This is a genomic window from Nonomuraea maritima (genome assembly GCF_900100395.1).
Taxonomy (GTDB): Bacteria; Actinomycetota; Actinomycetes; order Streptosporangiales; family Streptosporangiaceae; genus Nonomuraea; species Nonomuraea maritima.
The window spans coordinates 367,761-393,049 of sequence record NZ_FNFB01000001.1 but is presented as its reverse complement, the minus strand read 5'-3'; the positions used below and the strand labels follow the sequence as shown (position 1 = coordinate 393,049).

18 protein-coding genes are annotated in these 25,289 nt (G+C 72.7%); 3 read left to right on the top strand and 15 right to left on the bottom strand.

The window, feature by feature from the left end; all coding sequences use genetic code 11:
• The 12 genes from BLR04_RS01895 to BLR04_RS01840 form a co-directional block, all read right to left on the bottom strand.
• Complete coding sequence (locus BLR04_RS01895; protein WP_090759512.1) at nt 1–1,263, bottom strand: peptidase C39 family protein; 1,263 nt, start codon at nt 1,261–1,263, stop codon at nt 1–3.
• Nucleotides 1,264–1,423: 160 nt separating this feature from the next.
• Entirely contained in the window at nt 1,424–2,035 is a 612-nt protein-coding gene (locus tag BLR04_RS01890) for an HAAS signaling domain-containing protein (protein WP_090758854.1), read from the bottom strand.
• Nucleotides 2,036–2,043: 8 nt separating this feature from the next.
• Nucleotides 2,044–2,394 carry a PadR family transcriptional regulator gene (locus BLR04_RS01885; protein ID WP_090758852.1) on the bottom strand — a complete coding sequence of 117 codons (351 nt, stop codon included), beginning with the start codon at nt 2,392–2,394 and terminating at the stop codon, nt 2,044–2,046.
• A 79-nt stretch (nt 2,395–2,473) separates the two neighbouring features.
• On the bottom strand, nt 2,474–4,294 hold the full coding sequence (locus BLR04_RS01880; protein ID WP_090758851.1) for a hypothetical protein: 1,821 nt from the start codon (nt 4,292–4,294) through the stop codon (nt 2,474–2,476).
• Nucleotides 4,279–5,067: an ABC transporter ATP-binding protein gene (locus BLR04_RS01875; protein ID WP_090758849.1), complete on the bottom strand. Its 789-nt coding sequence runs from the start codon at nt 5,065–5,067 to the stop codon at nt 4,279–4,281. Before BLR04_RS01875 ends, BLR04_RS01880 begins: the two co-directional genes overlap by 16 nt.
• A gap of 136 nt (nt 5,068–5,203) precedes the next feature.
• A complete protein-coding gene (locus tag BLR04_RS01870) occupies nt 5,204–6,079 on the bottom strand; it encodes a DUF6114 domain-containing protein (protein WP_245739964.1) in 876 nt (291 codons plus the stop codon).
• Between the two features lie 16 nt (nt 6,080–6,095).
• A complete protein-coding gene (locus tag BLR04_RS01865; protein WP_090758846.1) occupies nt 6,096–6,713 on the bottom strand; it encodes a DUF6230 family protein in 618 nt (205 codons plus the stop codon).
• Between the two features lie 22 nt (nt 6,714–6,735).
• Nucleotides 6,736–7,668, bottom strand: coding sequence for an alpha/beta fold hydrolase (locus tag BLR04_RS01860; RefSeq protein ID WP_218128688.1), 933 nt, complete (start codon nt 7,666–7,668; stop codon nt 6,736–6,738).
• Complete coding sequence (locus BLR04_RS01855; RefSeq protein ID WP_090759509.1) at nt 7,665–8,651, bottom strand: NAD-dependent epimerase/dehydratase family protein; 987 nt, start codon at nt 8,649–8,651, stop codon at nt 7,665–7,667. The genes BLR04_RS01860 and BLR04_RS01855 overlap by 4 nt, the downstream gene beginning before the upstream one ends.
• On the bottom strand, nt 8,651–10,375 hold the full coding sequence (locus tag BLR04_RS01850) for a fatty acid CoA ligase family protein (RefSeq protein WP_090758844.1): 1,725 nt from the start codon (nt 10,373–10,375) through the stop codon (nt 8,651–8,653). Before BLR04_RS01850 ends, BLR04_RS01855 begins: the two co-directional genes overlap by 1 nt.
• A 7-nt stretch (nt 10,376–10,382) precedes the next feature.
• Nucleotides 10,383–11,402, bottom strand: a complete 1,020-nt coding sequence (locus tag BLR04_RS01845; RefSeq protein ID WP_090758842.1) for a 3-oxoacyl-ACP synthase III family protein — start codon at nt 11,400–11,402, stop codon at nt 10,383–10,385.
• Nucleotides 11,403–11,508: 106 nt separating this feature from the next.
• Nucleotides 11,509–19,125, bottom strand: a complete 7,617-nt coding sequence (locus BLR04_RS01840) for a type I polyketide synthase (protein WP_218128687.1) — start codon at nt 19,123–19,125, stop codon at nt 11,509–11,511.
• Nucleotides 19,126–19,300: 175 nt separating this feature from the next.
• On the opposite strand from BLR04_RS01840, the gene BLR04_RS01835 reads away from it, so the two are divergent.
• Entirely contained in the window at nt 19,301–19,678 is a 378-nt protein-coding gene (locus BLR04_RS01835) for an NADPH-dependent FMN reductase (RefSeq protein ID WP_090758841.1), read from the top strand.
• On the opposite strand, the gene BLR04_RS40405 is transcribed toward BLR04_RS01835, so the two are convergent.
• The 3 genes from BLR04_RS40405 to BLR04_RS01825 form a co-directional block, all read right to left on the bottom strand.
• Nucleotides 19,579–19,902 carry a hypothetical protein gene (locus BLR04_RS40405; protein WP_176902861.1) on the bottom strand — a complete coding sequence of 108 codons (324 nt, stop codon included), beginning with the start codon at nt 19,900–19,902 and terminating at the stop codon, nt 19,579–19,581. The two genes, BLR04_RS01835 and BLR04_RS40405, sit on opposite strands and share 100 nt — an antisense overlap.
• Before the next feature lie 205 nt (nt 19,903–20,107).
• Complete coding sequence (locus BLR04_RS01830) at nt 20,108–21,058, bottom strand: trypsin-like serine peptidase (protein ID WP_245739963.1); 951 nt, start codon at nt 21,056–21,058, stop codon at nt 20,108–20,110.
• A gap of 351 nt (nt 21,059–21,409) precedes the next feature.
• Entirely contained in the window at nt 21,410–22,582 is a 1,173-nt protein-coding gene (locus BLR04_RS01825; protein WP_218128686.1) for an alpha/beta hydrolase family protein, read from the bottom strand.
• A 410-nt stretch (nt 22,583–22,992) separates the two neighbouring features.
• On the opposite strand from BLR04_RS01825, the gene BLR04_RS01820 reads away from it, so the two are divergent.
• Entirely contained in the window at nt 22,993–24,312 is a 1,320-nt protein-coding gene (locus BLR04_RS01820; protein WP_245739962.1) for a sensor histidine kinase, read from the top strand.
• Complete coding sequence (locus BLR04_RS01815) at nt 24,309–25,031, top strand: response regulator (RefSeq protein ID WP_090758834.1); 723 nt, start codon at nt 24,309–24,311, stop codon at nt 25,029–25,031. Before BLR04_RS01820 ends, BLR04_RS01815 begins: the two co-directional genes overlap by 4 nt.
• Nucleotides 25,032–25,289 lie beyond the last annotated feature (258 nt).

The window sequence follows — 25,289 nt, the reverse complement described above, 5'->3', positions numbered from 1 at the left end:
TCACCAGTTAGGCGGCAGGCCGGGAGTCGTGGCGGGCAACGGGTGGCGGGGCGGGTGGATGACGTACGCGACGCCGCCGCTGCTGGAGCTGCGCAGCCACACCTTCTCGAAGGCGGCGCGCGGGTAGACGCGCCGGACCGCGTCGTTGCCCGACGAGGCCGGATCGTTGGCGACGACGTCGCCCTGTTCGGTGAAGCCGACCACGACCATGAGGTGGCCCTGGGTGCCGTAGCCGGCGCCGGGCAGCTCCTTCTTCGTGAACGACTGCGAGGTGATGACGGGGATGCCGGCCGCGATGAGCCGTTCGAGCTCGGTCAGCGACCGCAGCCGGGTGACGAACGCGTGCATGCCGTACCGGCCGGCGTAGGCGGTGTTGAACACCCAGTTCCCGGTGCCTTTGTAGGCGTGGTCGTAGGTGTGGCGGGCGGCGTGGTCGACCTCGGGGTCGGGGTCGGAAGGGGTGACCCATGAGGTCTCCTGCTCGCTCGGCCACCGCCCCCAGTAGCCCAGCACCATGGTGGTCGAGGTCGGGCTGCACCACGCCTCGCCGCCGCCGTTCCATTCCGGGTAGTGGCCCCGGTGGACGTTCTGCGAGCGGCGCGGCACGGGCAGCTCGACCCCCCAGGCGCCGCCGGTGGGGCTGACCGGCACCGACGCGCGCCGCGGCACGCGCGAGGCCATCACGCCGGCCGTGCGGACCCGCGGCGTCACCGGCGAGCCCGGCCTGCGGTAGAGCGTCAGGCGCAGCTGGTAGGCGCGCAGCCGCCTGCCGGTCGCCGCGACCAGGGTGTCGACCTTGACCTTGGCGTCGGCATCCTGCTGGCCGGGTACCGAGGTGCGCAGGATGTCGCCCTCGGCGTACGCCCAGCGGCCCATCGAGTACCAGGCGGTCAGGCCGTGCGCGTTCCGGCCGCGGAGCTCGACCTGCATCCAGCTGCCCTGGGGGAGGTCGGCGGTCCAGGAGGCGATCAGCTCCGTCGCGGGGAAGCCGATGCGCCGCTCGGGGGCGGTCCACCTCGCGTACTCCCAGGTCCGGTCCTCGTGGGAGACGGTGCCCGCCGCCGTGCCGAACAACAGGCCGTCGTCGGACGCCGTGCCCTCGGCCGTGCCCTCCGTCGTGCCCTCCGCTGTGCCCGAGGTGAAGTCGGCGCGGTGGTAGACCACGTCGGGGACGGACGCGGCCCGTCCGGACGCCGCGCCGGAGGGCGCGGCGTCGGCCGTGACGAGGGCGAGGGTGGACAGGAAGACGGTCAGCGCGCGCATGAACCCCACCTTCTCCGAAGGCGCTTGCTCCGCCCGACCTTAGCCGCGGCGCGTCGTCCGTGAACCAAGGCGTCTGCTCCGGCCGACCTCAGCCGCGGCGCGTCGCCGCCTCATGGGCGCTTGCTCCGAGCGAGTTCAGGCGCGGCATCTGCCGCGATGGTCACCGCGGCGAGACGATCCAGCCCCTCCTGATGGCGCGCACCACCAGCGCCACGCCCCCTGCCAGCGCCGCGACGCCGTAGCCGATCACGAGCGCCGGCGGCATCTCGGCGAGCGGGCTCACGTCGTCCTTGAGCGCCATCCCGATGACGAGGGCCGCGATCGCGGTCACCGCGAGGATCACGGCGAGCACCCGGTACGTTCCTGCGCCCGCCACGGCCGTGGTCGCCCGGAAGATCAGGAAGACCGTGGCGGTCATCAAGAGGACGAAGGCGACCGCCGTGACGACGTCCACCACGGTGACCGGGACGGCGCCGTCGCTCAGCAGCCCGCGTATGAGCGCCATGGTCCCGGTGAAGGAGAGCACCCCGACGGCCAGCTTCCCCAGCGTGTCCGGCACCGGCGCGGGCTTGCCCGACCTGGTGTCGAGCTGGGCGACGACCTTCGCCGCGTACTCCTTGGGGCTGCCGAACGCCGCTCTCGGGTCCTCGCCGGTCTCCTGGACGTGCGACTCGACCTCCGCGAGCACCTCGCCGACCCGCTCGCCGGAGATGTCGTGCAGCCGGAGCGCCAGCATGAGCTCGTTGCGGTACTTCTGGTCCAGCTCGGTCATGGCCTTCCTCATCTCGTGTCCATTCCGCGTTGCACCACGGCGATCGCGGTCCGCGCGAACGCCACCCACTCCGGACCCATGGCCGCGAGCGCCGCGCGACCCTCGTCCGTGAGCGCGAAGAACTTCCTGCCTGGTCCGCCGTCGCCGGCTCGCCACTCGGCCCTCAGCAGGCCGTCGGTGGCGAGGCGGTTGAGCAGCGGGTAGAGGGTGCCGGCCTTCATGTCGGGCAGCCCCGCCTGCTCGAGGTGCTGCAGGAGCGCGTAGCCGTAGCTCTCGCCGTTCTCGGCCAGCAGGGCCAGCACGGACAGGTCGAGCACGCCGCGCAGCCACTGCGTACGCCTCGCCGTCACATCTGTCATGGCATCAAGGTAACGCCAACTAGTAGGTCTCGCATAGTAGTTGGCGTCACAAATCCATAGGGGTTTCTGATCGGGCGGCTCAGCTGACGGGTTCGGCGGCCGGCTTCTTGGCGGAGAGCCGTACGGCCACGTAGTAGAGCCAGGAGCCGAACAGCACCATGACGACCGCGACGATCCACGCGAGCGCGCCGTCGAGATACATGGCCAGGAACCACGACTTCACGTCCACGCCGGACAGCATGAAGACGATCGGCACGACGCCCTGCGGGAAGAGCGCGATCGAGCCGAACGTCCAGCAGGCGACCGCGAGCCAGGCCTCGCGCTTCGGCATCTCGATCTTGACGGCATTGCCGCTGCGGCCGGTGCGCATGAGGAAGAGCAGTTCCGGCCCGCGGGCCAGCAGGCGGCCGATCGCCACCCGGCCGAGCCACCACGCCAGCAGGACGCCCGTGACCACGCCCACCGGGACGGCCGCCCACAGCAGGACGACGTCGTCCCGGACGGTGCCGACGATGAGGACCACGGCCGGCGGGATCGCCATGATGAGCCCGCCCCAGAACATGAGGTTGGCCTGGCCGGTCGTGTCGCCGTGCTCCAGCGGGTTGTCGGGGCGCTTGTGCGCGTCGGGGCCCGGCGCGAGCGCCACCACGGAGATGAGCGCGCCGAGCCCGGCGGCGCCGCCGAGCATCGCCGGCGTCAGCGCCAGCACCCACGGCCAGGTCCAGTGCAGCCCGCTCCACAGGGTGAAGACCACCGCCACGACGAGCGCGATCGGGCCGAAGACGATGAGGTACGCGATCTGCCGGCCGCGCAGGTCCTCGCTCTCGCTGCCGGTGAGCAGGGTCATCCACAGCGCGGTGCCGTCCTGACCGTAGAGGTTGGACGCGGCCGCGCCCGCCATGACGGCGAGCGCCGGCGCCGCCCACGGCAGCAGCAGGACCTCGCCGAAGGTGAGCGGCAGCAGGGCCGTGCCCAGCGCCCACACCAGGGGGACGGACACCGTCTGGGTGCGCAGCGGATCGCGCCACCAGGTGCGCAGCTCCTTGCGCACGACCGTGCCGGTGCGCCCGGACAGCACCCCGCCGCGCGAAGGCGCATGGGCAGTGCCGCGTACGGTGACCCTGGCCCGCCGCGCGGCGCCGAGGCTGCGGCTCCAGCCGAACAGCAGCAGCACGATGACCAGCGCCAGACCGGCGAGCGCGCCGAGAGCCAACCCCCACTCGCCCCGGCCCGCAGCCTCGACGGCGACGAGCCCCCACCCGGACGGGACGGCCCGCACCGTGGTGGCGAACCCTGCCCCGAAGCCCGTCGAGAGCACGCCGGAGACCTGGATCGCGACGATGACCATCCAGCCGGACTGGGCCAGCACGATCATCCCGGCGATGAGGGCGCCGGTGAACGCGGCGCCGGCCCGCGACTTCGCGACGACGCCGAACACCGCCGTGCTGACCCGCGACAGCAGGACCACGAACACCAGTTGCAGCACCACGGCCGGCACCGCGACGAGCGCGGGCAGCACGCCGAGCCGGGCGCCGTACGTGAGCAGGCTCAGGAACGCCAGGAGGGTCACGGCCGTGGTGACGCCGACGAAGGCGGCGCCGAGCAGTCCGACGGCCAGCCGTCCGCGCGGCACGGACAGCAACGCGAAGTGGTCGGTCCGCAGCACCGAGGAGCCGCCCCACACCGGCCCGACGACCCAGCCGAGCGCCCACACGAGATAGGTGGCCGCGAGCAGGTCGGCCACCACGGCCGTGCCGACGCCGTCGACCAGGCTCAGCCAGATCGTGGCGATCGCGAGGACGATCCCGAGCAGGCCGCCGATGACCATCCAGACGGCCTTGCCGCCCGTCATCGAGTGGCGGAGGATCGCCAGCTTCATCCGGATCAGGACGCGAGCCACGACAGCTCCTCCCAGTCACCGGAATCGACGCCGACCAGGCGGACGAAGGTCTCCTCCAGCGTGTTGTCGCCGCGGACGTCGCCGAGGGGGCCGGCCGCGACGACCTTGCCCTTGGCCATCACGGCGACGGTGTCACACAGCTGCTCGACCAGGGCCATGACGTGGCTGGAGAGCACCACGGAACCGCCCGAGGAGACGAACCGCACCAGGATCGACTTGAGCGCGGCCGCCGAGACCGGGTCGACCGCCTCGAACGGCTCGTCGAGCACGAGCAGCCGGGGCGCGTGCAGCAGCGCGGTCGCCAGGCCGATCTTCTTGCGCATGCCCGTGGAGTAGTCGGCCACCAGCGTGCGCTCGGCGTCGTTCAGCTCCATGACGTTGAGCAGCTGCTGCGACCGCTGGGCCACCACGTCGTCGGGGATGCCGCGCAGCTGGCCGATGAACGTCAGCAGCTCGCGGCCGGTCAGCCGTTCTGGCATCGCGAGCCCGTCGGGCAGCACGCCCATGAGGGATTTCGCCCGGACCGGATCGGACCAGACGTCGACCCCGAACACCTCCGACCGTCCCGAATCGGGGCGTAACAGGCCGACCGCCATCGACAGGGCCGTGGTCTTGCCCGCGCCGTTCGGGCCGACGAGCCCGAAGAACGATCCTCGTGGCACGACCAGATCGACGTGGTCGACCGCGACGTTGTCGGCGAAGACCTTGTGCAGTCCGGTCAGCCGTAACGCGGGGACGGTTCCGTCGTCCGGCCGGGTGGCGCTCGTCTCCATCGGGTCTCTCCCGCTGTTCGTCGCGAAGGAGTGGTACGTGGGAGCGGTGCGGGGGCGCCCTGCGGCGTCCGGATCTCCCGGTTCACGTTAGGCGGCACCGGGTGCGGCGGCAAGCGCTTTCACAGTGCCGTAAGGGTCACGCCTCCGACCGCTGGGCGAAGCCGTCGATGCGGACCCGGGCGGCGTGGGTGAACGGGTCGGAGAGCCGCACGTCGGTCACGGTCAGGCGGGACGGCAGCACCGGCGGGGGGAGAGCCGGCGTGAACGTGAGGGCGACGCCGGCGAGGCGTGCGCGCATGCCGGTCACGTACAGGACCACGTCGCCTGACAGGGTCATGCGGGGAAGGTCCTGCCGGGTGGTGCCGCCGGAGTGGCGGAACCGGTGCGTACCCCCGTCGATCACGGCCTCGTCCATGAGGAGCTTGAGGTAGGGGCGGGAGCCGTCCGCGGTGCGGCGGTGCACCACGCCGCCGAAGCGGGCCCCGCGCATCGTGAGCGCGCCGGCGGTGAGCGAGGACGGCGCGGTCGCGGGGTCCTCGTGGCGGGCGCCGACCCCCGGCGCCGGGCCGGTTGCCACGACCACCGCCAGCGGCAAGGCGGTCAGGACGCGCGTCCGCTCTGCCCTGGGGGCCGGCTCGCGGTCACCGGACGGCTCCGGCGCGGCGGCGGGCAGCCAGGCGAGCAGCAGCGCGCCGCCGACGAGGCCGCAGGCCGTGCCCAGGCCGAAACCGCCGAAGTTCGCCGTCACGATGGACGCCAGCGACAGCAGCATCGCCACGACCCCCAGCAGCACCCGCTGCCGCGGCTGCGCCCAGGCGAGGACGCCGACCGCCACCAGCAGCAGGCCGAACAGGGAGCCGGACACGCCCGCGACGCCCTGCTGGACGATGAGGGGAAGCGAGGCGAGCGGCGCCACCACGAGGACGACGCCTCCCACGATCACCCACAGACCGCCCCAGAAGGGACGGCTGCCGCGCCACCGCGCGAAGCCGCCCCGGCGACCGTCTCGCATGAGTTGTCCCATGTCGTCAGAAGCACTCGTGCGCGCCGCGCCGCAGCGTCATCGTGAGCCCGGTCAGGGTGAACGTCCCGGCGTTCACCGCGTACGCCGTCTGCCGCAGCCGCGTGATCCGTACGGTGTCGGACTGCTGGCCGAAGCCGCCGCGCCGGCCGGTCGAGCCCGTCGCGTTCTCCAGCGTGGCGGCGTCGCGCCCGATCTGCAGGTTCGTGAACTCGGCGTCGCCGTCGAGCTGGGCCAGGTCGATCACCATGTTGCGCACCCTGACCGGTTTTCCGCCCTGTCCAGCCTGGACCAGGAAGGTGACCTTGCCGACCGGCGTGTCCATGAGCACCGACTGGCACAGGTTGGTCAGCGTCGCGTCGTCGATCACGGACATCGCGACCGGGTGCCGCTCGCCGCCGCTGGTGGTGACGACGTCGCCGTACTGGGCGAAGCCCTTGCCCTCCAGGACGTCCGCGGACACCTTGAAGCGGTGCCCGGAGACCGCGAGGGAGGCGGCGAGGCCGCCCTGGCCGACCAGGCCCACCAAAAGCGCGGCCACCACGGCCGCGGGCAGGAAGGCGAGGAGGAATCTCCCCCAACCCGTGCGGCCGGACACGGGCGCGGCCGTCTTCTCGTCGGACATGGATCTCCTTGGTGCGTCCCGGTCAGGCGCCGGGAAGTGGTGAGGTGCGCAGGAACGTGCGGATGGCCGGGACGAGGTCGTCGTGCGCGTCCTCCAGCAGGTAGTGGCCCGCGCCGCGATACAGCCGCGGCACGACCGAGGGGAACCGCCGCCGCCACTCGTTCAGCACGGCGCGGTCGAAGACCGGGTCGCCCAGCCCCCAGGCGATCAGTACGGGCAGGTCGGCGAACCGCGCCAGCGCCGCGCCCGCCGCCTGCAGCTCGGGCCACGACCGGTCGCGCGGACGCAGCGGGATGTCGTGGACGAAACGCTGGATCGCCACCCGGTGCTCGGGCCGGTCGTAGGGGGCGAGGAACGCCGAGCGCACCGCGGCGGGCATCCGGCGCCGCACGCCCAGCGGACGCCAGGTGGCGCCCCGGGCGAAGAGATTGTGGCGCAGGAACAGGCGGGCTCCGAGCCGGGTGTCGCGCAGCACCCGGAGCGGCAGCCGTAGCAGGGGCCGCACGCGCTCGCCGCGCGGGTGGGGGAAGGCCGCGGTGTTCAGCACGACCAGGCGGGCGACGCGGTCGGGGTGGCGGCGCGCCCACGCCATCCCGATGGGGCCGCCCCAGTCGTGCAGGACGAGCGTCCACCCGCGTTCCGGGGCGCCGCCGGCGGTGATGAGGTGCTCGGTCAGGACGTCGAGGTCGTCCACGCGGGCGGCCAGGTCGTACGGGTAGCGGTCGGGTCCCGGCTTGTCCGACAGGCCCATGCCGATGTGGTCGGGGGCGATGCACCGGAACTCCTCGCGCAGCGCCAGGACCGGCCGCCGCCACAGGTAGCTCCAGGAGGGGTTGCCGTGCAGGAACAGCACCGGTTGCCCGGCGCCTTCGTCGAGGTAGTGCTGACGCAGCCCGGCCCGCCCCGAGTGCGCGAACCACCGGGACACGAACGGATAACCAGGAAATTCGGTCACCGCGCGCTCCGGGCGGACAGGTGGGAGGCGAGGCGGGACAGGCCCTCCGCCATGCTCACCCGTGGCAGGTAGCCGAGCTCGCGGCGGGCCGCGGAGAGGTCGAACCAGTGCGCCGTCGAGGCCTGCTCCACCAGGAACATCAGCGGCGGCAGCCGCCGCGCCCCCGGCAGTCGGCGGCCGTGCTCCAGCAGCCGGGCCGCCCGCAGGACGGGCCCGACCGGCACCCGGCGGGTCACCGCGGGCCGTCCGGCGGCGGCCAGGAGCAGGTTGAGCCATTCGCCGAAACCGCAGGGCTCACCCTGGGCGATGAAGTACGTCCGTCCGGGCGGCGAGCCGGCGGCCAACCGGTCGAGGGCGAGCACGTGGGCGTCGGCGGCGTTGTCGATGTAGACGGTGTCGATGGTCTTGTCGCGCTCGCCGAGCAGCCACAGCAGCCGGCGGTAGGCCACCAGCTTCGGCAGGAAGTGCGGATCGCCCGGCCCCCAGATCAGATGCGGGCGCAGCACGACGGCCGGCACCCGCCCGGCCGCGGCCCAGCCGAGCACGAGCCGTTCCGCCTCGGCCTTGGTACGCGGATAGGCGGCCAGGAACCGGCGGGCGTAGGGGGCGGACTCGTCCACCCCCTCCAGGTCGCGCCCGTCGTGGACGACGCTCGGCGAGGACGTGTGGACCAGGAGCGCCCCGTGGCGGGCGCACGCCTCCAGCACGTTCCGCGTCCCGGCCACGTTGATCTCCGCGTAGTCATGCTCGCGTCCGTGGACGCCGGCCTTGGCGGCGCAGTGCACGACCGCGTCGCACCCGGCGACGGCGGCCATGACGGACGCGCGGTCGCGGACGTCGGCCAGGTGCTGGGTGACCCCGAGCGCCGCCAGCGCGGGGCTGCGGCGGCGCTGGAGCGCGTGGACGGTGTCGCCGCGCGCGGCCAGCCGCCGGCAGACCGCCTCTCCCAGGAACCCGCCGCCCCCGGTCACGAGGACCCGCATCACCCATCCGTCCTGACGCGTCGCGCGGCCCACGCGGCGAGCTCGTGCCTGCGGATCTTGCTGTTGTGCCGGGCGTCGACGGGAAACCCGGGATGGAACAGCACCTCCCGCAGCGCGGCGGTGTGCGGATGCCGGGCCGCCGTGGCCAGGATTCCGGCCCGTACGCGGGCCACGTTCCTGATGCCGGGCTCGCACTCCACGACGAGGACGGGCTGCTGTTCGCCGGTGGGACCGACCCCGACCAGCGCGGTACGGCGCACCCCCGGCACGGCGGCGAAGACGGGTTCGACCCGGTCGGTGTACAGGTCCCCGCCCGCGGCGCTGACCCGTTCCGACCTGCGGCCCGCGAACCACAGCCGGCCCTGCTCGTCGAACGCGCCGGCATCGCCCATCCGGTGCCAGACGCGGTCACCGTCGGGGATCCGGGCGAGCGCGGTCGCCTCCGGGTCGTCCAGGTAGGGGTCGCCGACGGTGGGTGCGGCCACGACGATCTCGCCGACCACGCCGGGCGGCACCACCAGGTCGTCGCTCCAGGATTCGATCGGGTCGTCGCTGACGGCGATGACGCGTACGTCGGTGCCGGGCAGCGGGCGTCCCAGGCAGGTGCCCGCCCCGGCGGCGATGTCCGGGGCGTGCTCGGCCAGTTCGCGGCTCTCGATCGCGGCCACCGGCATGCACTCGGTGGCGCCGTACACCGACAGGACGCGCGCGTCGTCGCGCAGGCAGCCGCGCAGCCGGTCCATCACCGGCATCGGCAGCGGCGCCCCGGCGGACACCACGTCGCCCAGCGTGTCGAGCAGCACGCCATGGGCGGCGCAGTGCCGGGCCAGGCGGTCGAGCAGCGCGGGAGCGGCGAACATCCCCGCCACCCGGTAGCGCCGGATGTCGGCGACCAGGGTGGCGGGGTCGGTCCGCACCGGATGCCGGAGGTCCATGTTCGGCATCACGACGGTCGCGCCGAACGCCGCCGCGCCCAGGGCGAACGGCGCGAACGTCGACAACACCGGTGTTCCGGGTTGTACGGTGCCGAGCGGGGCGAGCAGGTCGAGCTGCGCGGCCAGGTGCCGGTGACGCAACGGCACGCCCTTGGGCGGCCCGGTGGATCCGGACGTGAATGCGATCAGCGCCAGGTCGTCGGGGCCGGGGGCCGGCAGCTCGGGTGGCGCCTGCCCTGCCGGGGGCCAGGCGCGTCGCGAGGGGACCGTGACCGTGACCTGGACGTCAGGGGCCCAGCCCAGCAGCTTCCTGGCGAGGTGCACGGCGGGGATCGCGACGAACGCCTCGGGCGCGGCCCGGCGCAGGCAGCGCCTGATCGCCTCCAACGGCAGGCCGGGATCGACCAGCACCGGCACGGCGCGGAGCCGTACCAGTGCGAGGGCCAGCGCGCCCAGGACGGGACCCGGCGGCACCAGCAGGACCGTACGCATGCCCGGCCGCACCCCTGCCCGGTGCAGGGCCGCGACGGTCCTGGCCACCAGCTCCGCCATCTCGCCGTAGGTGGTGGCCGCCGGCGCGCGGCCACCGACCTGACAGGCGACCACGTCAGGCTGGTCACGGAACCACTGCTCGGCCCGCGCGACGAGCGCGCTGACCTGCGCGTCAACCTGCTCGCCGTCCTGCGTGCGGGCCTGCTCGCCGGTCCGGACGCTGACCTGCTCGCGGGTCTGCGCGCCGGGCTGTTCGTGGGCTTCCTGGCCGGTCGGTGAGGTGGACTCGGTGGTCATGAGGTCGTCACCACCGTACGACCACGATCCCGGCGCTCGCCCCGCTGGCCAGCCCGACCAGGGCGACCAGGTCGCCGCGCTTCACCTGTCCCGAGCCGACCGCCCGCGCCAGCTGGACGAGCAGGGTCGCCGCGACGAGGTTGCCGTGCTGGACGATGGTGACGACGACCTTGCCCGGCGGTATGCCCACCTGGTCGCAGAACCACCACAGCGTCGGCAGCGTCGCCTGGTGCACGCAGATGGCCGCGAAGTCGTCCCAGGTCAGGCCGAGGTCGGCGAGCGGTTTGTGGAAGACTCCGTAGTCGATGCTGCCGATGCCGCGCACCAGCTCACCGGAGTCGACGATGAGCGGCCCGAGGCTCGGCCGGTCGGGCAGGAAGTCGGTGGTGAGGTTGTCGACCGCCGCCACCGCCGCCTGCCACCCGGCGGAGTACGCGGCGAACCGGTGGGCCAGCACCCCCGGCTCGTCGGCGGCCTCCAGCAGCAGCGCCGCGCCGACGTCCGACACGGTGTAGGACGCGGCCACCCTGACGAACTCCTCGTCGCCGGCCACCGTCCACGGTGTGCCGGCGGTCGGAAGTTCACCGCAGCAGATGAGGACGCGCCGATGATGTCCGCCGGTGATCAGGACATCCGCCACCTGGAGCGCGTTCAGCACGCTGTTGCAGGCGTTGCGGATGTCGAACACCGGGCAGCAGGCGCCGATCTTGGCGGCGACGATGTGCCCGGTGGCCGGCTCCACGGCGTCGGACGACACCCCCGCGTAGATGATCAGATCGAGGTCGGCGGCCTGGACGTCGTTGTCCTCCAGCAACCGGCGGGCGGCCTGCGCCGCCAGGTCGGACGGCTTCTCATGGGGAAGGGCGATGTGCCGGCGGCGGACTCCGCTGTGGTCGTGGATGAGCCCGCGGCGCAGCGGCAGGTCGGGGTTGTGCGCGGCGAGCCGGTCTTCCAGCTCGGCCGTGGTCAGCGTGGTCTCCGGCAGGTGGGCGGCCACCCCGACCAGCCGGGTGTGCGACACGGTCATTGCAGACCTCTCTTCTGTGCCGAGACGAGGGGACGAGTCTTCTGTGCCGAGACGAGGGGACGGGCGGGGCCTGCCGGGGCAGGCCCCGCCCGTCGGACCTGGCCGGTTACCCGGCAGGCGCGGAGTCACGCAGCCCGAGCCGGAGGAGCAGGCTCTGGGCGATGTCGGTGACGGTCCCGCCGCCCCGCATCAGCTCCATCGGCGGGATGTCGACCCCGAACCGGCCGCGGATGGACGTCAGGAGCTCGGTGGCCATGAGCGAGTCGAGCCCGTACTCGTCCAGCCGCCGGTCGAAGGCGATCTGGTCGGCGGGCACGAGCAGCACCCCGGACAGCAGCTTGACGATCTCCTCGGTGAGGGCCGCGTACGCCTCCTCGTAGCTCATCTGCGCGAGCATCGGCAGCAGGCCGGGCCCCTGCTGGTCGACGCCGGGCGGCATGACGGGGGACAGCCACGGACGGCCGAGGCTGGGCAGGACCTGCCGCAGCCGGCCCCAGTCGCAGCGGCCCACCATGGCGACCTCGGCACGCTCGCCGAGCATGTGCTCGACGGCGTCCAGCGCCCGCGCCACGGACATCGGCGGGATGCCGACCTTCGCCAGCACCTCACCCTGCCGGCCGCGGGTCAGCACGCCGGTCTCCGCGAGCGCGCCCAGGCAGGCCGTCAGCCCGGCGCGGCCCTCCCGGTTGCGCCGCCGGGCCAGCGCCTCCAGGAACAGGTTCGCCGCCACGTACGACGTCTGGCCGATGTTGCCGATGGTGGTGAGCGAGGAGTACATGACGAACAGGTCGAGGGGGCGATCCCTGGTGAGCTCGTCCAGCACCATCGCCCCCGCCACCTTGGGGTGGAGCACGGCGCGGATCCGGTCGTCGCCGAGGTCGGCGAGCGGGCCGTCGTCGAGGTGCATGGCCGCGTGCACGACGCCGCGCAGCGGGTGGCCGCCCTCGTCGAGGTCGCGCAGGATCCGCCGCACGGCGTCGCGGTCGGTCACGTCGGCCGCGTACGCGCGGACCTCGACCCCCGCCCTCCGCAGGTCGTCCAGCAGGGCGGGAGCCTCGGGCGACTCGGCGCCCCGGCGGCCGACCAGGGCCAGGTGGCGGGCGCCCCGCTCGGCCAGGCGGCGAGCCGTCGCCGCGCCGAACCCGCCGAGCCCGCCGGTGACCAGGTAGGTCGCGTCCGGCTCCAGCCGCGGCTCGGCCCGCAGCGGCTGGACGGTGACCGGCTCGTCACGCGGGTCGAACGACACCACGACCTTTCCGATATGCCGGGAATGGCGCATCATCGCGAAGGCGTCGCCGACGCGCGCGGCCGGGAACACCGTGTGCGGCAGCGCCCGGAACTGCCCCGACTGGTAGTAGGGCGCGAGCTTCGTGGAGTCGGCCATCAGATGGGGCGCCTTCCACATGAGGCTGCCCACGTCCACGCCGTGGAACGAGATGTTCTCCGAGAACGGGCGCAGCAGCAGCGACCTGTTCTCGTAGATGTCCCGCTTGCCGAGCTCGACGAACTGGCCGCCGTGCGCCAGGCATTCCACGCCCCGGGTGATGGCCTCACCGGCCAGCGAGTTGACCACGATGTCGACACCCCTGCCGCCGGTCAGGTCTCTGACCTGCTCGGCGAAGTGCAGGCTGCGGGAGTCGAGGACGTGGTCGGCCCCCATCGCCAGCAGCAGGTCGCGCTTGACGGCGGTGCCCGCGGTCGCGATCACGTGGGCGCCGTGGGCACGGGCGTACTGCAGGGCCGCGAGGCCGACCCCGCCCGCGCCGCCGTGCACCAGGACGGTGTGACCGGACTGCAGGCGTCCGCAGTACTTCAGCGCATGGTGAGCGGTGGCGAACGCCATCGGCAGGGTGGCGGCCTCGGTGAAGGCCATCCGCTCGGGTACGGGGACGGCCGCCCACGCCTTGACCGTCGCGTGACTGGCGAACCCGACTGGCCCGGCGGCCATGATCCGGTCACCGGGCATCAGACCCGTCACCCCGGCGCCCACCGAGGTGACGATCCCGGCGAACTCCAGGCCCAGCTCGTGCCAGCCGAAGACGGCCTCGATGGCCTCGGTGGGCAGCAGGTTGACCGCGCGCATCACGTCGCGGTAGTTGAGCCCGATCGCGCGTACCTCGACCACGACCTCGTCGTGACCGGGCTGCGGCATCGGCATCTGCTCCCAGGCCAGCGTGAACGACAGGCCGGGATCGCACACCTTGAGCCGGTAGGCGACGTCCGATCCGACGGGCACGCTGCGGACGGGCGCGTCCGGCTCCACCAGCCGGGGGACGAACCGTCCGCGGCGGGTGAGCAGGATCTCGTCCTCGTCCCCCGGCGTGCGGAACTCCGCCGCCAGCCGGTCGGCGTCGCGCGCGGCGTCGCCTGAGGGGTGCAGGCAGATGCGGCGGATCGACAGGCGCGGCTGCTCGTTGCCGAGCGAGCGCGTCGTTCCCCAGGTCGCCGCGTCCTCGGGGTGGAGGGGGAGGTCGTCGAGGTGGGGTTCGGGCAGCGCGCCGCACGGACGGGCCACCAGCCACACGTTGACCTCGACGTCCTGCGGCAGCTGCTCGCAGGCCAGCGTGACGGCCCGCAGCGCGGCGGCCCGGCGGGTGATCCGCTCGACGGTCGCCTCGGGGTCCGTGCCGGACGCCCCGCCCAGGAGGACGGCGACGTTGACCGTACGGGCGGCCGGCGTGAGGTGGCAGGTCCAGTGGTCGAGGTCGTCGCTGAGCGGCGAGCACACCACGTCACCGCCGCCGGCCCGCAACAGGGCCCGCAGTTCGGTGCTCAGCTCGCCGGTGCCGTCCTCACCCGCGAGGATCCACGCCCCCACCACCTCCGGCTCGGGCTCCGCCCGCCCACCGCCGGCACTGCTGTCGACGACGGCCCTGTCTCCAGCGACGGCCCTGTCTCCAGCGACGGCCCTGTCGTCGGCGGCGGCGCTGTCGCCGGTGCCGGCGAGCAGGACCGAGAAGTCGCCCGATGCCCGCTCGTCGTCGTCGCCGGTCTGGGCGACCTCGGTGAACCCGGCCTCGGCCAGCACCTGAGGCCACCTTTCCCGGGCGAGCAGCGGCGCGTCCGCGCGCAGGCCGTGGTCGGTGAACCCCCAGAACTGCTCCGTCAGGCCGAGGAACGGGAGCAGGGTGCCGACCCGGTGCGGTTCGGTGACGAGCAGCCGGCCACCCGGCGCGAGCAGGCCGGACAGGCGCCGCAGCGTCGCGGTCAGGTCGCGGGTCAGGTGCAGGGCGCCCGCCGCGACCACGAGGTCGTACCCACCGGCGAGCTGCCCCTGCTCGACGAGGTCGGCGTCGAGATCGAGGAGGTCGAAGTCGGCGAAGTCGCAGGCGGAGAAGCGCTGCCGCAGCCGGGTCAGCGCCGTCTCGTCGCGGTCGGTGACCAGGTAGCGGGTACGGTCGGCGGGCAGGACGGGCAGCAGCATGGCCGTGGTGCCGCCCGTGCCCGCACCGACCTCCAGGACGCGCAGCGGCCGGTCGGCCGGCCAGTGCCGGACGATCTGCTCGACGAGTGCCCTGGCGATCCGGTTGGTGAACAGGTTGACCGGGCCGATGTCGTGGAACTGCTCCATCAGCTCCTGCCCGCCGCCCCGCCCCAGGACCTCGTCGGCGGTACGCCGTCCCGCCAGCAGGTCGGCGAGGCACCGCGCGGCCCGCACGGACAGCGCGCTCTGCGCGGCGAACGCGGCCCCCTCAGCGAGCAGCTCCCGCTGCAGCTCCACAGGGTCGGGCCGCAGGCCCCCCGCACTCGAAGGGCCGACCAGTCGGTGCGGGTCCGTCTGCCCGTGTGAGTCCGTCTGTCCGTTCCGCTCCAGGAGCCCGTGCCGGTCCAGCAGGGGCAGCGCGGCGCGCAGCATCCTGCGGTGGTGCTGGGCGGGGCACGCCTCGATCACGTCCTCGACGTCGACGGGACGCTCCGGCCGGCCGGTCAGCTCGCCGAGCGCGCGGGCCAGCGAGTGGGCGAAGACCTCCTCGAGCCGCGCCGCGTAGCGCGGGTAGTCGAGCTCGTGCCAGGCGGACCGCACCCGGTCGATCTGCTCGCCCGCGACGGAGAGCAGCTGCGCGGGGCCGGCGGCCGGCCACGGCTCGGCCGGCGCTCCGTTCAGGGGCGCGGCCTGGAGCACCGTCTCGTACCGGGCGACCGGGGTGAGGTGCACGGCCGGCATCCGGCGCAACCGGCAGCCCGTCACCTCGGCCGCGACGCGCCCGTCGGGGTGGGCGACCACGATGTCCCAGCAGACCTCCTCGACGCTGCTGGAGCGTTCCCGCACGTGCACGATCCCCTGCGGGGACGGCGTCCCCCACAGCCGGACGGATCCGATCGCGGCGGGCATGTAGCCGCGGCCGGCGCGCAGCGCGTCCACCAGCCAGAGCACGCCTGCCTGCAGCGCGCTGTCGAGCACCACCGGGTGCAGCTGGTAGCGCCCCTCACCCTGCTCCGGGCAGGCGTAGGCGCCCAGCACCTCGCGCTCGCCGCTCCACAACTCGGTCAGGACCCGGAATTCCGGCCCCCACACCATCTGTCCTTCCGCGGCCCGCGCGTAGTAGTCGGGCACGTCGACGGGCGTGCTGATGCGGGCGCGCAGCGCGGCCACGTCGAGTGGCGGCGGGGCCTCGCGCAGCAGCGGCCGTACGCGTGCCCTGAAGTGCTCGCGCGGTTGCTCGGCCGACCGGGCGGCGCTGGCCACGGTGACGACCCCGGTCTCGGCGCTGAGCGACGTCTGCGCGTAGACGGGGTCGCCGTCGGGGGGCGACGGCACCACCATCGCCCGGCTGATCTCGACCCGGTCGACCTCCACCGCCTCGGCGGCGTCGGGCACGGCCAGGCGGGCGGCGGCGATGGCCATCTCCACGTATCCGGTGGCGGGCATGACGGCGGCGCCGCCGGCCCGGTGGTCGGCCACCCAGGGCACCCTGACCCGGTCGATCTCGCCGTGCCAGGTGGGGTCGAGCACCGGCATCCGCTGGCCCAGCAGCGGATGCTGGATCGCCGAGTCGACGCTCGTCAGCTCCCAGGTGTGCGGACCCCCGATCCAGTGCCGTTCGCGCTGCCAGGGGTAAGGGGGCAGCGACCGCACTGCTCCTGGACGGGGGAAGTAGCGGTCCAGGTCGAACGTCGCGCCGGTGGCGAGGAGTTCGGCCACCGCGCCGCGCACGCGTGCCTGGCCCGGCTCGTCCCTGCGCAACGTCGCCACGACGGCAGCGCGCGCCCGCTCGGTGCCGCACACACGGCGCAGGTAGGAGCGCAGCACCGGGTGCGGGCCGACCTCCACCAGCACGTCGAAGCCGTCGCCGAGCAGCCGCTCGACTCCCGCCGCGAACCGCACCGGCTCGCGGACGTTGCGCCACCAGTACGCCGCGTCGAGGTCGTCACCCCGGATCACCTCGCCGGTGACCGTGGAGACCAGCGGGATGCGGGTGGACGAAGGCCGCAGGTCGGCGAGCCCCTCGGCCAGCGGCCGGCGCACCGGGTCCATGGCGCTGCTGTGGAAGGCGTAGTCGAGGTCGAGCTCACGGAAGAAGATCTCGCGCGCGGCGAGGTGGGCACCCAGCGACCGCAGCGACTCGACGGGCCCCGCGATCGTGACGTCGCGGTCGGAGTTGACCGCGGCGAGCTCGAGCCGAGGGTAGCCGGCCAGCATCTGCCGGGCCGCGGTCTCGGAGAGCCCGGCCGCGGCCATCCGGCCCATGCCCCGGGTGACCGACTGCGCCGCGCCGCGCTCGGCGATCACCTGCGCCGCCTGGGCCAGTGACAGGGCGCCGGCGGCGTAGGCCGCGGCGACCTCGCCCACGCTGTGCCCGAGCACCGCCCCCGGCCGTACGCCCGCCGCCTTCAGCATCTCCACCAGCCCGACCTGGACGGTGAACAGCAACGGCTGGGCCACGTCGGTCGACGACATCCGGGCGGGGTCGGGCAGGGCGAGTTCCTTCAGCACCGACCAGCCGAGCCGGTCGGACAGCTCGGCGTCGACCGCTTCGACGGCCGCGCGGAACGTCTCGTCGGACAGCAGATCGGCGCCCATCCCGGCCCACTGCGAGCCGTTGCCCGAGAACACGAACGCCACCCGTCCGTGCTCCACCGCCTCACCCACGGCCACCGGTTCGCCGTCGGCGCCCTGTGCGGGCGACGCGAGGCTCTCCAGCGCCCGAGCCGCGGCTCCCGCAGAACCGGCCAGCACCACGGCACGGTGCCGGTGGGCGCCGCGCCTCCGGGTAGCGGTGTAGGCCACGTCGTAGAAGTCGCGTTCGTCGAGCGAGGCCAGGTGGGCGGCGGTTCGCCGGACGGCCTCGTCGAGGGCGCCTCGGCTGTGCGCGGACACCACGACCGGCAGCGCCTCGGCGGGCAGGACCTTCGGATCGGCTCCGGACGCCTGCGGAGCGGGCGGCGGGGCCAGCGCCACGTGCGCGTTGGCGCCGCCGAACCCGAACGAGTTGACGCCGACCACCACGCGCCGGCCCGTCTCGCCCAGCGGACGCGGCTCGACGGCGACGTTCAGGCCGAGGGCGTCGAAGTCGATCCGCGGGTTGAGGGTGTCGGCGTGCAAGGAGGGCGGAATCATCCCGTGCCGCAGCACGAGCAGTGCCTTGAACAGCCCCGGCATGCCGGAGGCGGGCTCCAGGTGCCCGAGGTTGGACTTCACCGATCCGATCGGCAGGGCTCCGCGCGTACGGCGGGTGCCCAGGGCGCGGCCCAGCGCCTCGCATTCGGCAGGGTCGCCGGCCTGGGTGCCGGTGCCGTGCGCCTCCACGTAGGCCACCTCGTCGGGGCTGATGCCCGCCGTGGCGTACACCTGCCGTAAGAGCGCTTCCTGCGCGTCGGGGTTCGGCAACGCCAGGCCCATGGTGTGGCCGTCGTTGTTGGCGGCGGCGCCGACGATGACGCCGTGGATGCGGTCGCCGTCGGCGATCGCGTCGGACAGCCGCTTCAGCACCACGACCCCGCCGCCCTCGGCGCGGACGAACCCGTCGGCGTCGCGGGAGAAGGCGCGGCAGCGGCCGGTGGGGGAGAGCATCGAGGCCTGGCTGAACCCGACATAGGGGCCGGGGCTGAGCAGCAGGTTGACGCCGCAGGCGAGCGCCACCCGGCTCGACCCCTCGGCCAGCGACCGCCAGGCCCGCTCGACGGCCGTCAGCGACGAGGAGCAGGCGGTGTCGATGCTCATGCTCGGCCCGCGCAGGTCGAAGACGTGCGACAGCCGGTTGGCCGCGATGGACAGCGCCGCGCCCGACATCGAGTACGGGCCCAGCCCTCCCGGCTCCATCGCCTGCATCGTGCCGTAGGCGGGGTCGGAGATGCCGACGAACACCCCGGTGGCCGTACCGGCCAGCAGCGCCGGGTCGATGCCGGCGTCGTCGAGGGCCTCGACCGCCATCTCCAGGAGCAGCCGCTGCTGCGGGTCCATGGAGGCCGCCTCTTTGGGGGAGATGCCGAAGTAGGCGGCATCGAAAGTGGTGATGTCGGCGTCGAGGAACCCGCCGGCCCGCGTGTAGCTGCGGTTGACCCTCGGCAGGGTCTCGTCGACGAACCGGTCGGCGTCGAACCTGCTCGCGGGGACCTGACCGACCAGGTCGGCGCCCCGCAGCAGCGCCTGCCACAGTTGATCGAGGTTCACGATGCCGCCGGGCAGGCGGCATCCGACGCCCACCACCGCCGCCGCGTGTTCCGGCCATTCCCCGGCCTTGTCTTCTGAGACGTCCTCCGCGAAGTCTTCTTGCACGCTCACGCCGCCGCCTTTCTGCTCAGGTCCACCGCGAACTGGGCACTTGCACGTCGGCCGGCTTGCTCGTCTCGGCCAAGCTCCGCCCAGCACGCCTGGCGAGGGGGACTAGGCGGGTCGGCCACCATGTCATCACAACTCTTGGTGCATGCCTAGACACTCTATGTATTTGCCCTAGAGAATGGTGATATGTGAAATAGATCCTCTCGGAGTCCACGCGCTCGACCACGTCTACCGGGAGTGGAACGACAAGGCCGCCGGCATCGTCAGCTACGGCGGATGGGCCGCGGGCGTCCGGGCCGCCGAGACGCTGCGACTCGTGCTCGCCGAGCTCCGGGTCGCCACGGTCCGCGCTCGCCCCCTGAGGCCCTCTGCCTCAGACCCGCCGCCATCTCAAGATGCCGAAGCGCCAGCCAGAACTCCGACGCATGTAACGCGGCTTCCCGAAGCGCGCCGTCCTCAATACCACTCAGCCTGGGCGTGCGGATTCACCTCGCCTGGACGAGGCGTCCGTTGTCCCCGCGCCTTGGCTTCCCGCCGTCTTTTCGCATACGCCTGAACTTCGGCATGCCGCGCAGCGCGACTGGCCTCGACGACCTCGAGGGCAGAAAGCAGCGCTGCCTCGTCTCTTTTGAATGATCCGGCCCGGTACTCGAGAAAACTCAACGTCGCCTCGAACCCCAGCGGCTGATACAGCTGCACGTACGAACGCAGCGCCGACACTCGCCACCGAAAAGGCAAACCAGAATCACGCACCCGCCGCGCCAAGCCGCTGTAGCTCACGACCGAAGGCTAGCCACAATCGCCTCACATGCATATTCGGGCGCGTAAAAAGACGCGGTGGCCTTTTGCGGAGCGTGGCTGACTTCCGAAGGAAGGAAGGGAATCGATACGAAAGGCCGTGGACGATGGCGGGCAAATGTATGTCCGGCGACAAGGTAGCTTGGCGGAGGGCGGGTGCTTCGCGCGCCCGCCCCCTCGACGTGGCCTAGCTGATCCTGCCGGTCCAGAAGCTCGCGGCGTTCCGATAGACGATGAACAGGTCGCTGTCGAAGTACGGCGAGATGCCGGTGTCGTACCGGTTGTCGCCATCAGTGTCGGCGACGCCGATGGTGATGCCGTTGAGCTGTCCGGTGCGGCTGCCGCTCGCGTACCCGGTCAGCCACGAGGACCCGAGCGAGCCTTGCGCGGTGAAGGGCGAGGCCACACCGATGGGACGGTCGGCCCGGGGAACCGTGGTGCTCATCGCGAACGTCGATCCCGTCGAACGTTCTGGCGTCTCGCCCGTGTACGGCAGGCTGCCGTCGGGATGGGGGCCGGCCGGATAGCCGAAGACGTCCACCGTGGGGGCGAGCGGCTGGTTGATCACGATCCCCTGAGCCCCGACGTTGTCGGCCAGCCTGCCGACACTGCTCAGCACGCCGGAAGGCGACAGGACGACCCCGTAGTACACGTTGGCGAAGGCGTAGTCGTGGTCGTAGTCCCGGGCGCCCTCGAAGTCGGAGTGAACGGCGGCCCGCTTCCCCACGTACAGGCCGAAGGGCAGCTCGCCGTGGGAGTAGCCCGGAACGAAGACCCACTTGCCGAGCGAGCCCATCGGCGCCTCGATGTCCAGCAGGCAGTGCCCCGCGGTCGCGACGAGGTTCCGATACTGGGAGTTCACGACCGTGCCGCTGCACCAGTGCGGCTCGTTGTCGCTACCGATGAAGAACACCCTGCCGGAGGCCGCGGGCGCCGCCCCTTCGTGCAGAACGGGCCCTTCCAGCGGCGGAAGGGAAGTCGGCGGCCCATCAGGAACGACGTCCGTGGCCAGCCGCTCCCCGAAGCCCGCGGCCCGCACGGCGTACGGCGTGGCGTTCCTGAGGCGAGCGCCCCCGTCCTCGAGCCAGAACCTCGCGACCTCCTGAGCCTCCGCTGTCGTCGGGGCCAGCGGTTCCACCCACACACTCGCCGCCTGCGCCGCCCCAGGGGCGACAGCGGACCCCAGCAAGCTCAAGCCGATGCCTAACGCGACCATCGCACGCCGCAACGTCGATCTCCGTTCGATCGGAGGAGAACCGGCTCAGTGAGGCCGGCACGAACACCGAGATCGTAAGCATGATCGACGCTCGCGTTCCAGAAATATTAGATCACATGTTCGAAACGGGAACCGCCTCCGCCTGACCGGATGGCAGCCGACCCGGTGACCTCCGCCGTCCTCGACGCGATGCCCCCGAGGACGGCCGCACCGAACGGGTCCTCGGCCCGGTCTCCGGCTCGCGCGGCGGAGTAACGGACGGTCAGTGGCGTTCTAGCGGCAGGTTTTCGTCTTGACCGAGCAGTGCTCGACCTCCGGGTAGCGGGTCGAGGGGCCGTCGAGCAGAGGTTGGGGCTTCTTACGTAGGTGCAGGTCGAAGAAGGCTGCGACGTACGTGCGGGTGATCTGCAGGGCGCGGGCGCCGGAGATGTCGGCTCCGTCTTCGATACCGAGTTGGTCGACCAGGACGCCGAGGTCCGTGAAGGACGTGTGCTCCGCCCCGGTCACCAGGAGCCAGCGCTTCCACCCCTTCAGCCGCTTCCAGTCGCGTTCCCAGGTGGCGGCCGCCTCTCCCTGCCCAGGCGTGTAGGTGGACGGTTTGCCGAGGAACAGGAACGGACGTGCCAGTCCGCTGCCTGGAATCGTGACCTCCGTGGTCCCGTCGATGTCGATACCGGCGCGTACCCGCGAGTCCTTGAGCATGGCGGCGATGGCGCTCGCGCCGCCGACGGAGTGGCCGGCCATCGCGATGCGGGACGGGTCGATCAGCCGGGCGCCCTTCCACGCCGGACGCGACCCGGTCAGCTGGTCGAGCACGAAGGAGACGTCGGCCGCCCGGCCCTTCACCAGCTTCTCCCACCATGCCGGAGTCTTGTCCATCTCGCAGGTGACGCACGTGGTGACCCGTCCGTCGGGGAACGTGGTGGCGACGTTCTCGTAGGTGTGGTCGATCGCGGCCACCACGTAGCCGCGGCTCGCCAGATCCTCCGCCAGCGCGGTGAGTTCCGACCGAGGCTTGGTGTGGCCGGGCGAGAGCACGACGAGGGGCAGACCGTGCCTGCGACCTGCCGGTTGGGCATCGGTGTAGGCGTTGGTCCGCGTCCTGCTCAGCGTGTCGGCCGGCACGCTGGTGATCTCCCCGCTCTTCAGGAGGAGCTCGGACTCCTTGGGCGTCATGTACGGTGCCCGCTTGCGGCCCGGCGATCCGGCCGGGTACCACAGGGAGACCATGAGCTCCCTGGCTCTCACCGAAGGGACCCAGGGGTCGGGGCGGGAGGTGTCCTTCAGGTACAGGGACGTGGTGCCGACCGGATGCGGACCGGTCGGTTCGGGCAGGTAGGGCGCGCTGCTCCGAGCGGGCGCGGACGAGGCGGACGCCGCCGGCGTGGTCGCCAGGGTGGCGAGCAGCCCGACGGCGACCGCCCCGCCGCACAGGACCCGGCCCACCCGCGCAGGCCCCCCGCTCCCGGGCCGCGCCGCGCAGGACCTGGCTCACCGGCGCAGGCTCCCTGGTCCGGGCCCCGGTCATTCCCTTGGCGATGCGCGCGCCGGCGCCGCCGTACTGGCTGTCCGTTCTCACATGGCCCACGAACATGTCCATCCTTCCGATCGTCAACGGCCGCGGCCGGCCTCGTAGCAGTGCCGAGGCTAGAAGCGGCCGAGGTCCACGCGCGTCGGCCGTCGTGCCCCTGTCGGATGCTTCCGGGGAACGATTCGTCCACGGCGTCATCCCTGCGATGTACTCCTCACGGACACTGCCGTGGTCAGCGAGGACGATGTGCGACGATCCGCGTGAACGCGACAATGTGCCGGTGACAGCAGGCGAACGACGACTTTGGCGGCAGTACGTACAGGACTTGTTGCGGCCTGAACCGCCAACGGGCCGTCCGTCTCGCCGGGCCCTCGCCGCCGACGTGCTGCTCGCGATCGTCCTCACCGTCGCCGCGCTGATGGCGGCGGAGGGGCTCCCAGGCCAGGCCCAGCGCGTCGACGTGCAGTCGAGCCCGCTGATCGACCTGCTGCAACTACGGCCGTCCCCGGCGCTGCCGGAGATCCCGCCCCCTCCGACGGTCCCGACTCTCCCGGCGACACCGGACGCGAGCAGTGGCGTCCGGCCGTCCCCGGACCTCGGTTCCGAGAAGCAGCCGCCCGTGCTCCTGGTGGCGCTGACCGCCTTGCCGCTGGCGGCCCGGCGCAGGTATCCGCTCGCCACGTTCTGGACGGTGGTGCTCGCGACGCTGGCCATCAGCGGCGGCGAGACGTGGATCACCGTGCTGACCTGCGCCGTCGCCGGCTACAGCGCCATCGCCCACAGCCGCAACCGCGTGCCCGCGGTGGTCGGTCTCCCGCTCGCCGCCCTGCTCGCCGGCGTCGTGGACCGGGACATCGCGGCCGGCCTCCCCAGCCTCCCCGGCTGGCTGGGGCCCTACGTCGTCCTGCTGAGCGCCGGGGTCTGCGCGAGCGTCATCAGGTTCCTGCGGCGGAGCAGGGATCGGCTCATCGAACTCCAGCAGGCCCAGGAGGACGCCATGCGGAAGGCTGTCGAGACAGAACGGTCCCGGATCGCGGCCGAGCTCCACGATGTGGTGACCCACAATGTGAGCGTGATGGTGATCCAGGCGGGCGCGGCACGCAAGGTGATGGACGCCGAGCCGGAACTGTCCAAGCAGGCACTGCTCGCGATCGAGAGCAGCGGCCGGGCCGCCATGGCCGAACTGCGCAACGTCATGGGCCTGCTCGCCGCGACGGAAGGCGGGCGCGCGGACAGCCGGGACGACGGGCTCGAACCCCAGCCCGGACTCGACCAGCTCGATGGCCTCGTCGAGCGGGTGCGCGCCGCGGGGGTGCCGGTGGACGTCACGCTCTCGCCGCCGGACTCCCTGCCCGACGGGGTCAGCCTCACCGTCTACCGCGTCGTCCAGGAGGCTCTGACCAACACGATGAAACACGCGGTCGGCGCGGCGGCGTCCGTCGTGATCGGACACAGCGGCGACCGGCTGGAGATCGAGGTCACCGATACCGGCGGCGCGCCGGGCCCCCAGTCGCGGGCGGGCAACGGCCGCGGGCTGATCGGACTGCGTGAGCGGCTGGCCCTCTACGACGGAACCCTGATCGCCGAGCCCGTCGCCGGAGGCGGGTATCGGGTCACGGCCCGCATCCCTTGGAGCGCCACGTGAGCGGGTCGCTGCGCGCGGTCATCGCCGACGACCAGGCGCTGGTCCGCGCCGGGTTCCGGATGATCCTCGCCGCCGACGGCATCGAGGTGGCGGCCGAGGCGGCCGACGGGGCAGAAGCGGTCGCCGCCGTACGGAGCACCAGGCCGGACGTCGTCCTCATGGACATCCGGATGCCGCGGATGGACGGCATCGAAGCCACCCGCCACATCATGAGCAGTGGACCGAACGACACCCGCGTCATCATCCTGACCACGTACGACCTCGACCACTACGTCTACGCCGCTCTCACCGCCGGAGCCAGCGGCTTCCTGCTCAAGGACGTCAGCCCGGAGCACCTGGTGGCCGCGGTACGCCTGGTGCGCTCCGGCGATGCCCTTCTCGCGCCGACCATCACCCGCCGCCTCGTCGAGCGCTTCGCGCCCCGTGACGAGGTGAGACCCGATCTCCGTCGTGATCTGTCCGAACTGACGCCACGCGAACTGGAGGTGCTGCGCCTGCTCGCCACCGGCCTGAGCAACGCCGAACTGGCCGATCGCCTGACCCTCAGCGCGACGACGGTGAAGACCCACGTCGCCCGGATCCTCTCCAAACTCGGCCTCCGCGACCGCGTCCAGGCGGTCGTCCTGGCCTACGAAACCGGCGTGATCACCCCCGGCACCCCACCCGACCCCGCGGAAGACACCGGGATGACGCCGGCCACCACCCGCTGTGGGGCGTAGACGAAACCCGTCCCCTCGATCCTCATGGCACACGACGGCGCTTCTCCCGAGACGCGAACCACGCTGCGCTCCCCGCCGGGAGCCTGCGGCGGGACCGCCGCCTCGCCGGCTGCAGGAGGCGCCGTGGCCGAGCATCCGGCCAGGACGAGAACGACAAGCAACCAGAACCCACGCATCACGCCCGCCACTCCCTCGTGGGACGCCTCCGCTCCGAGCCCGTTCCGGCGACGTGACCCGCCTCAGCGTGGGCGAGGACGG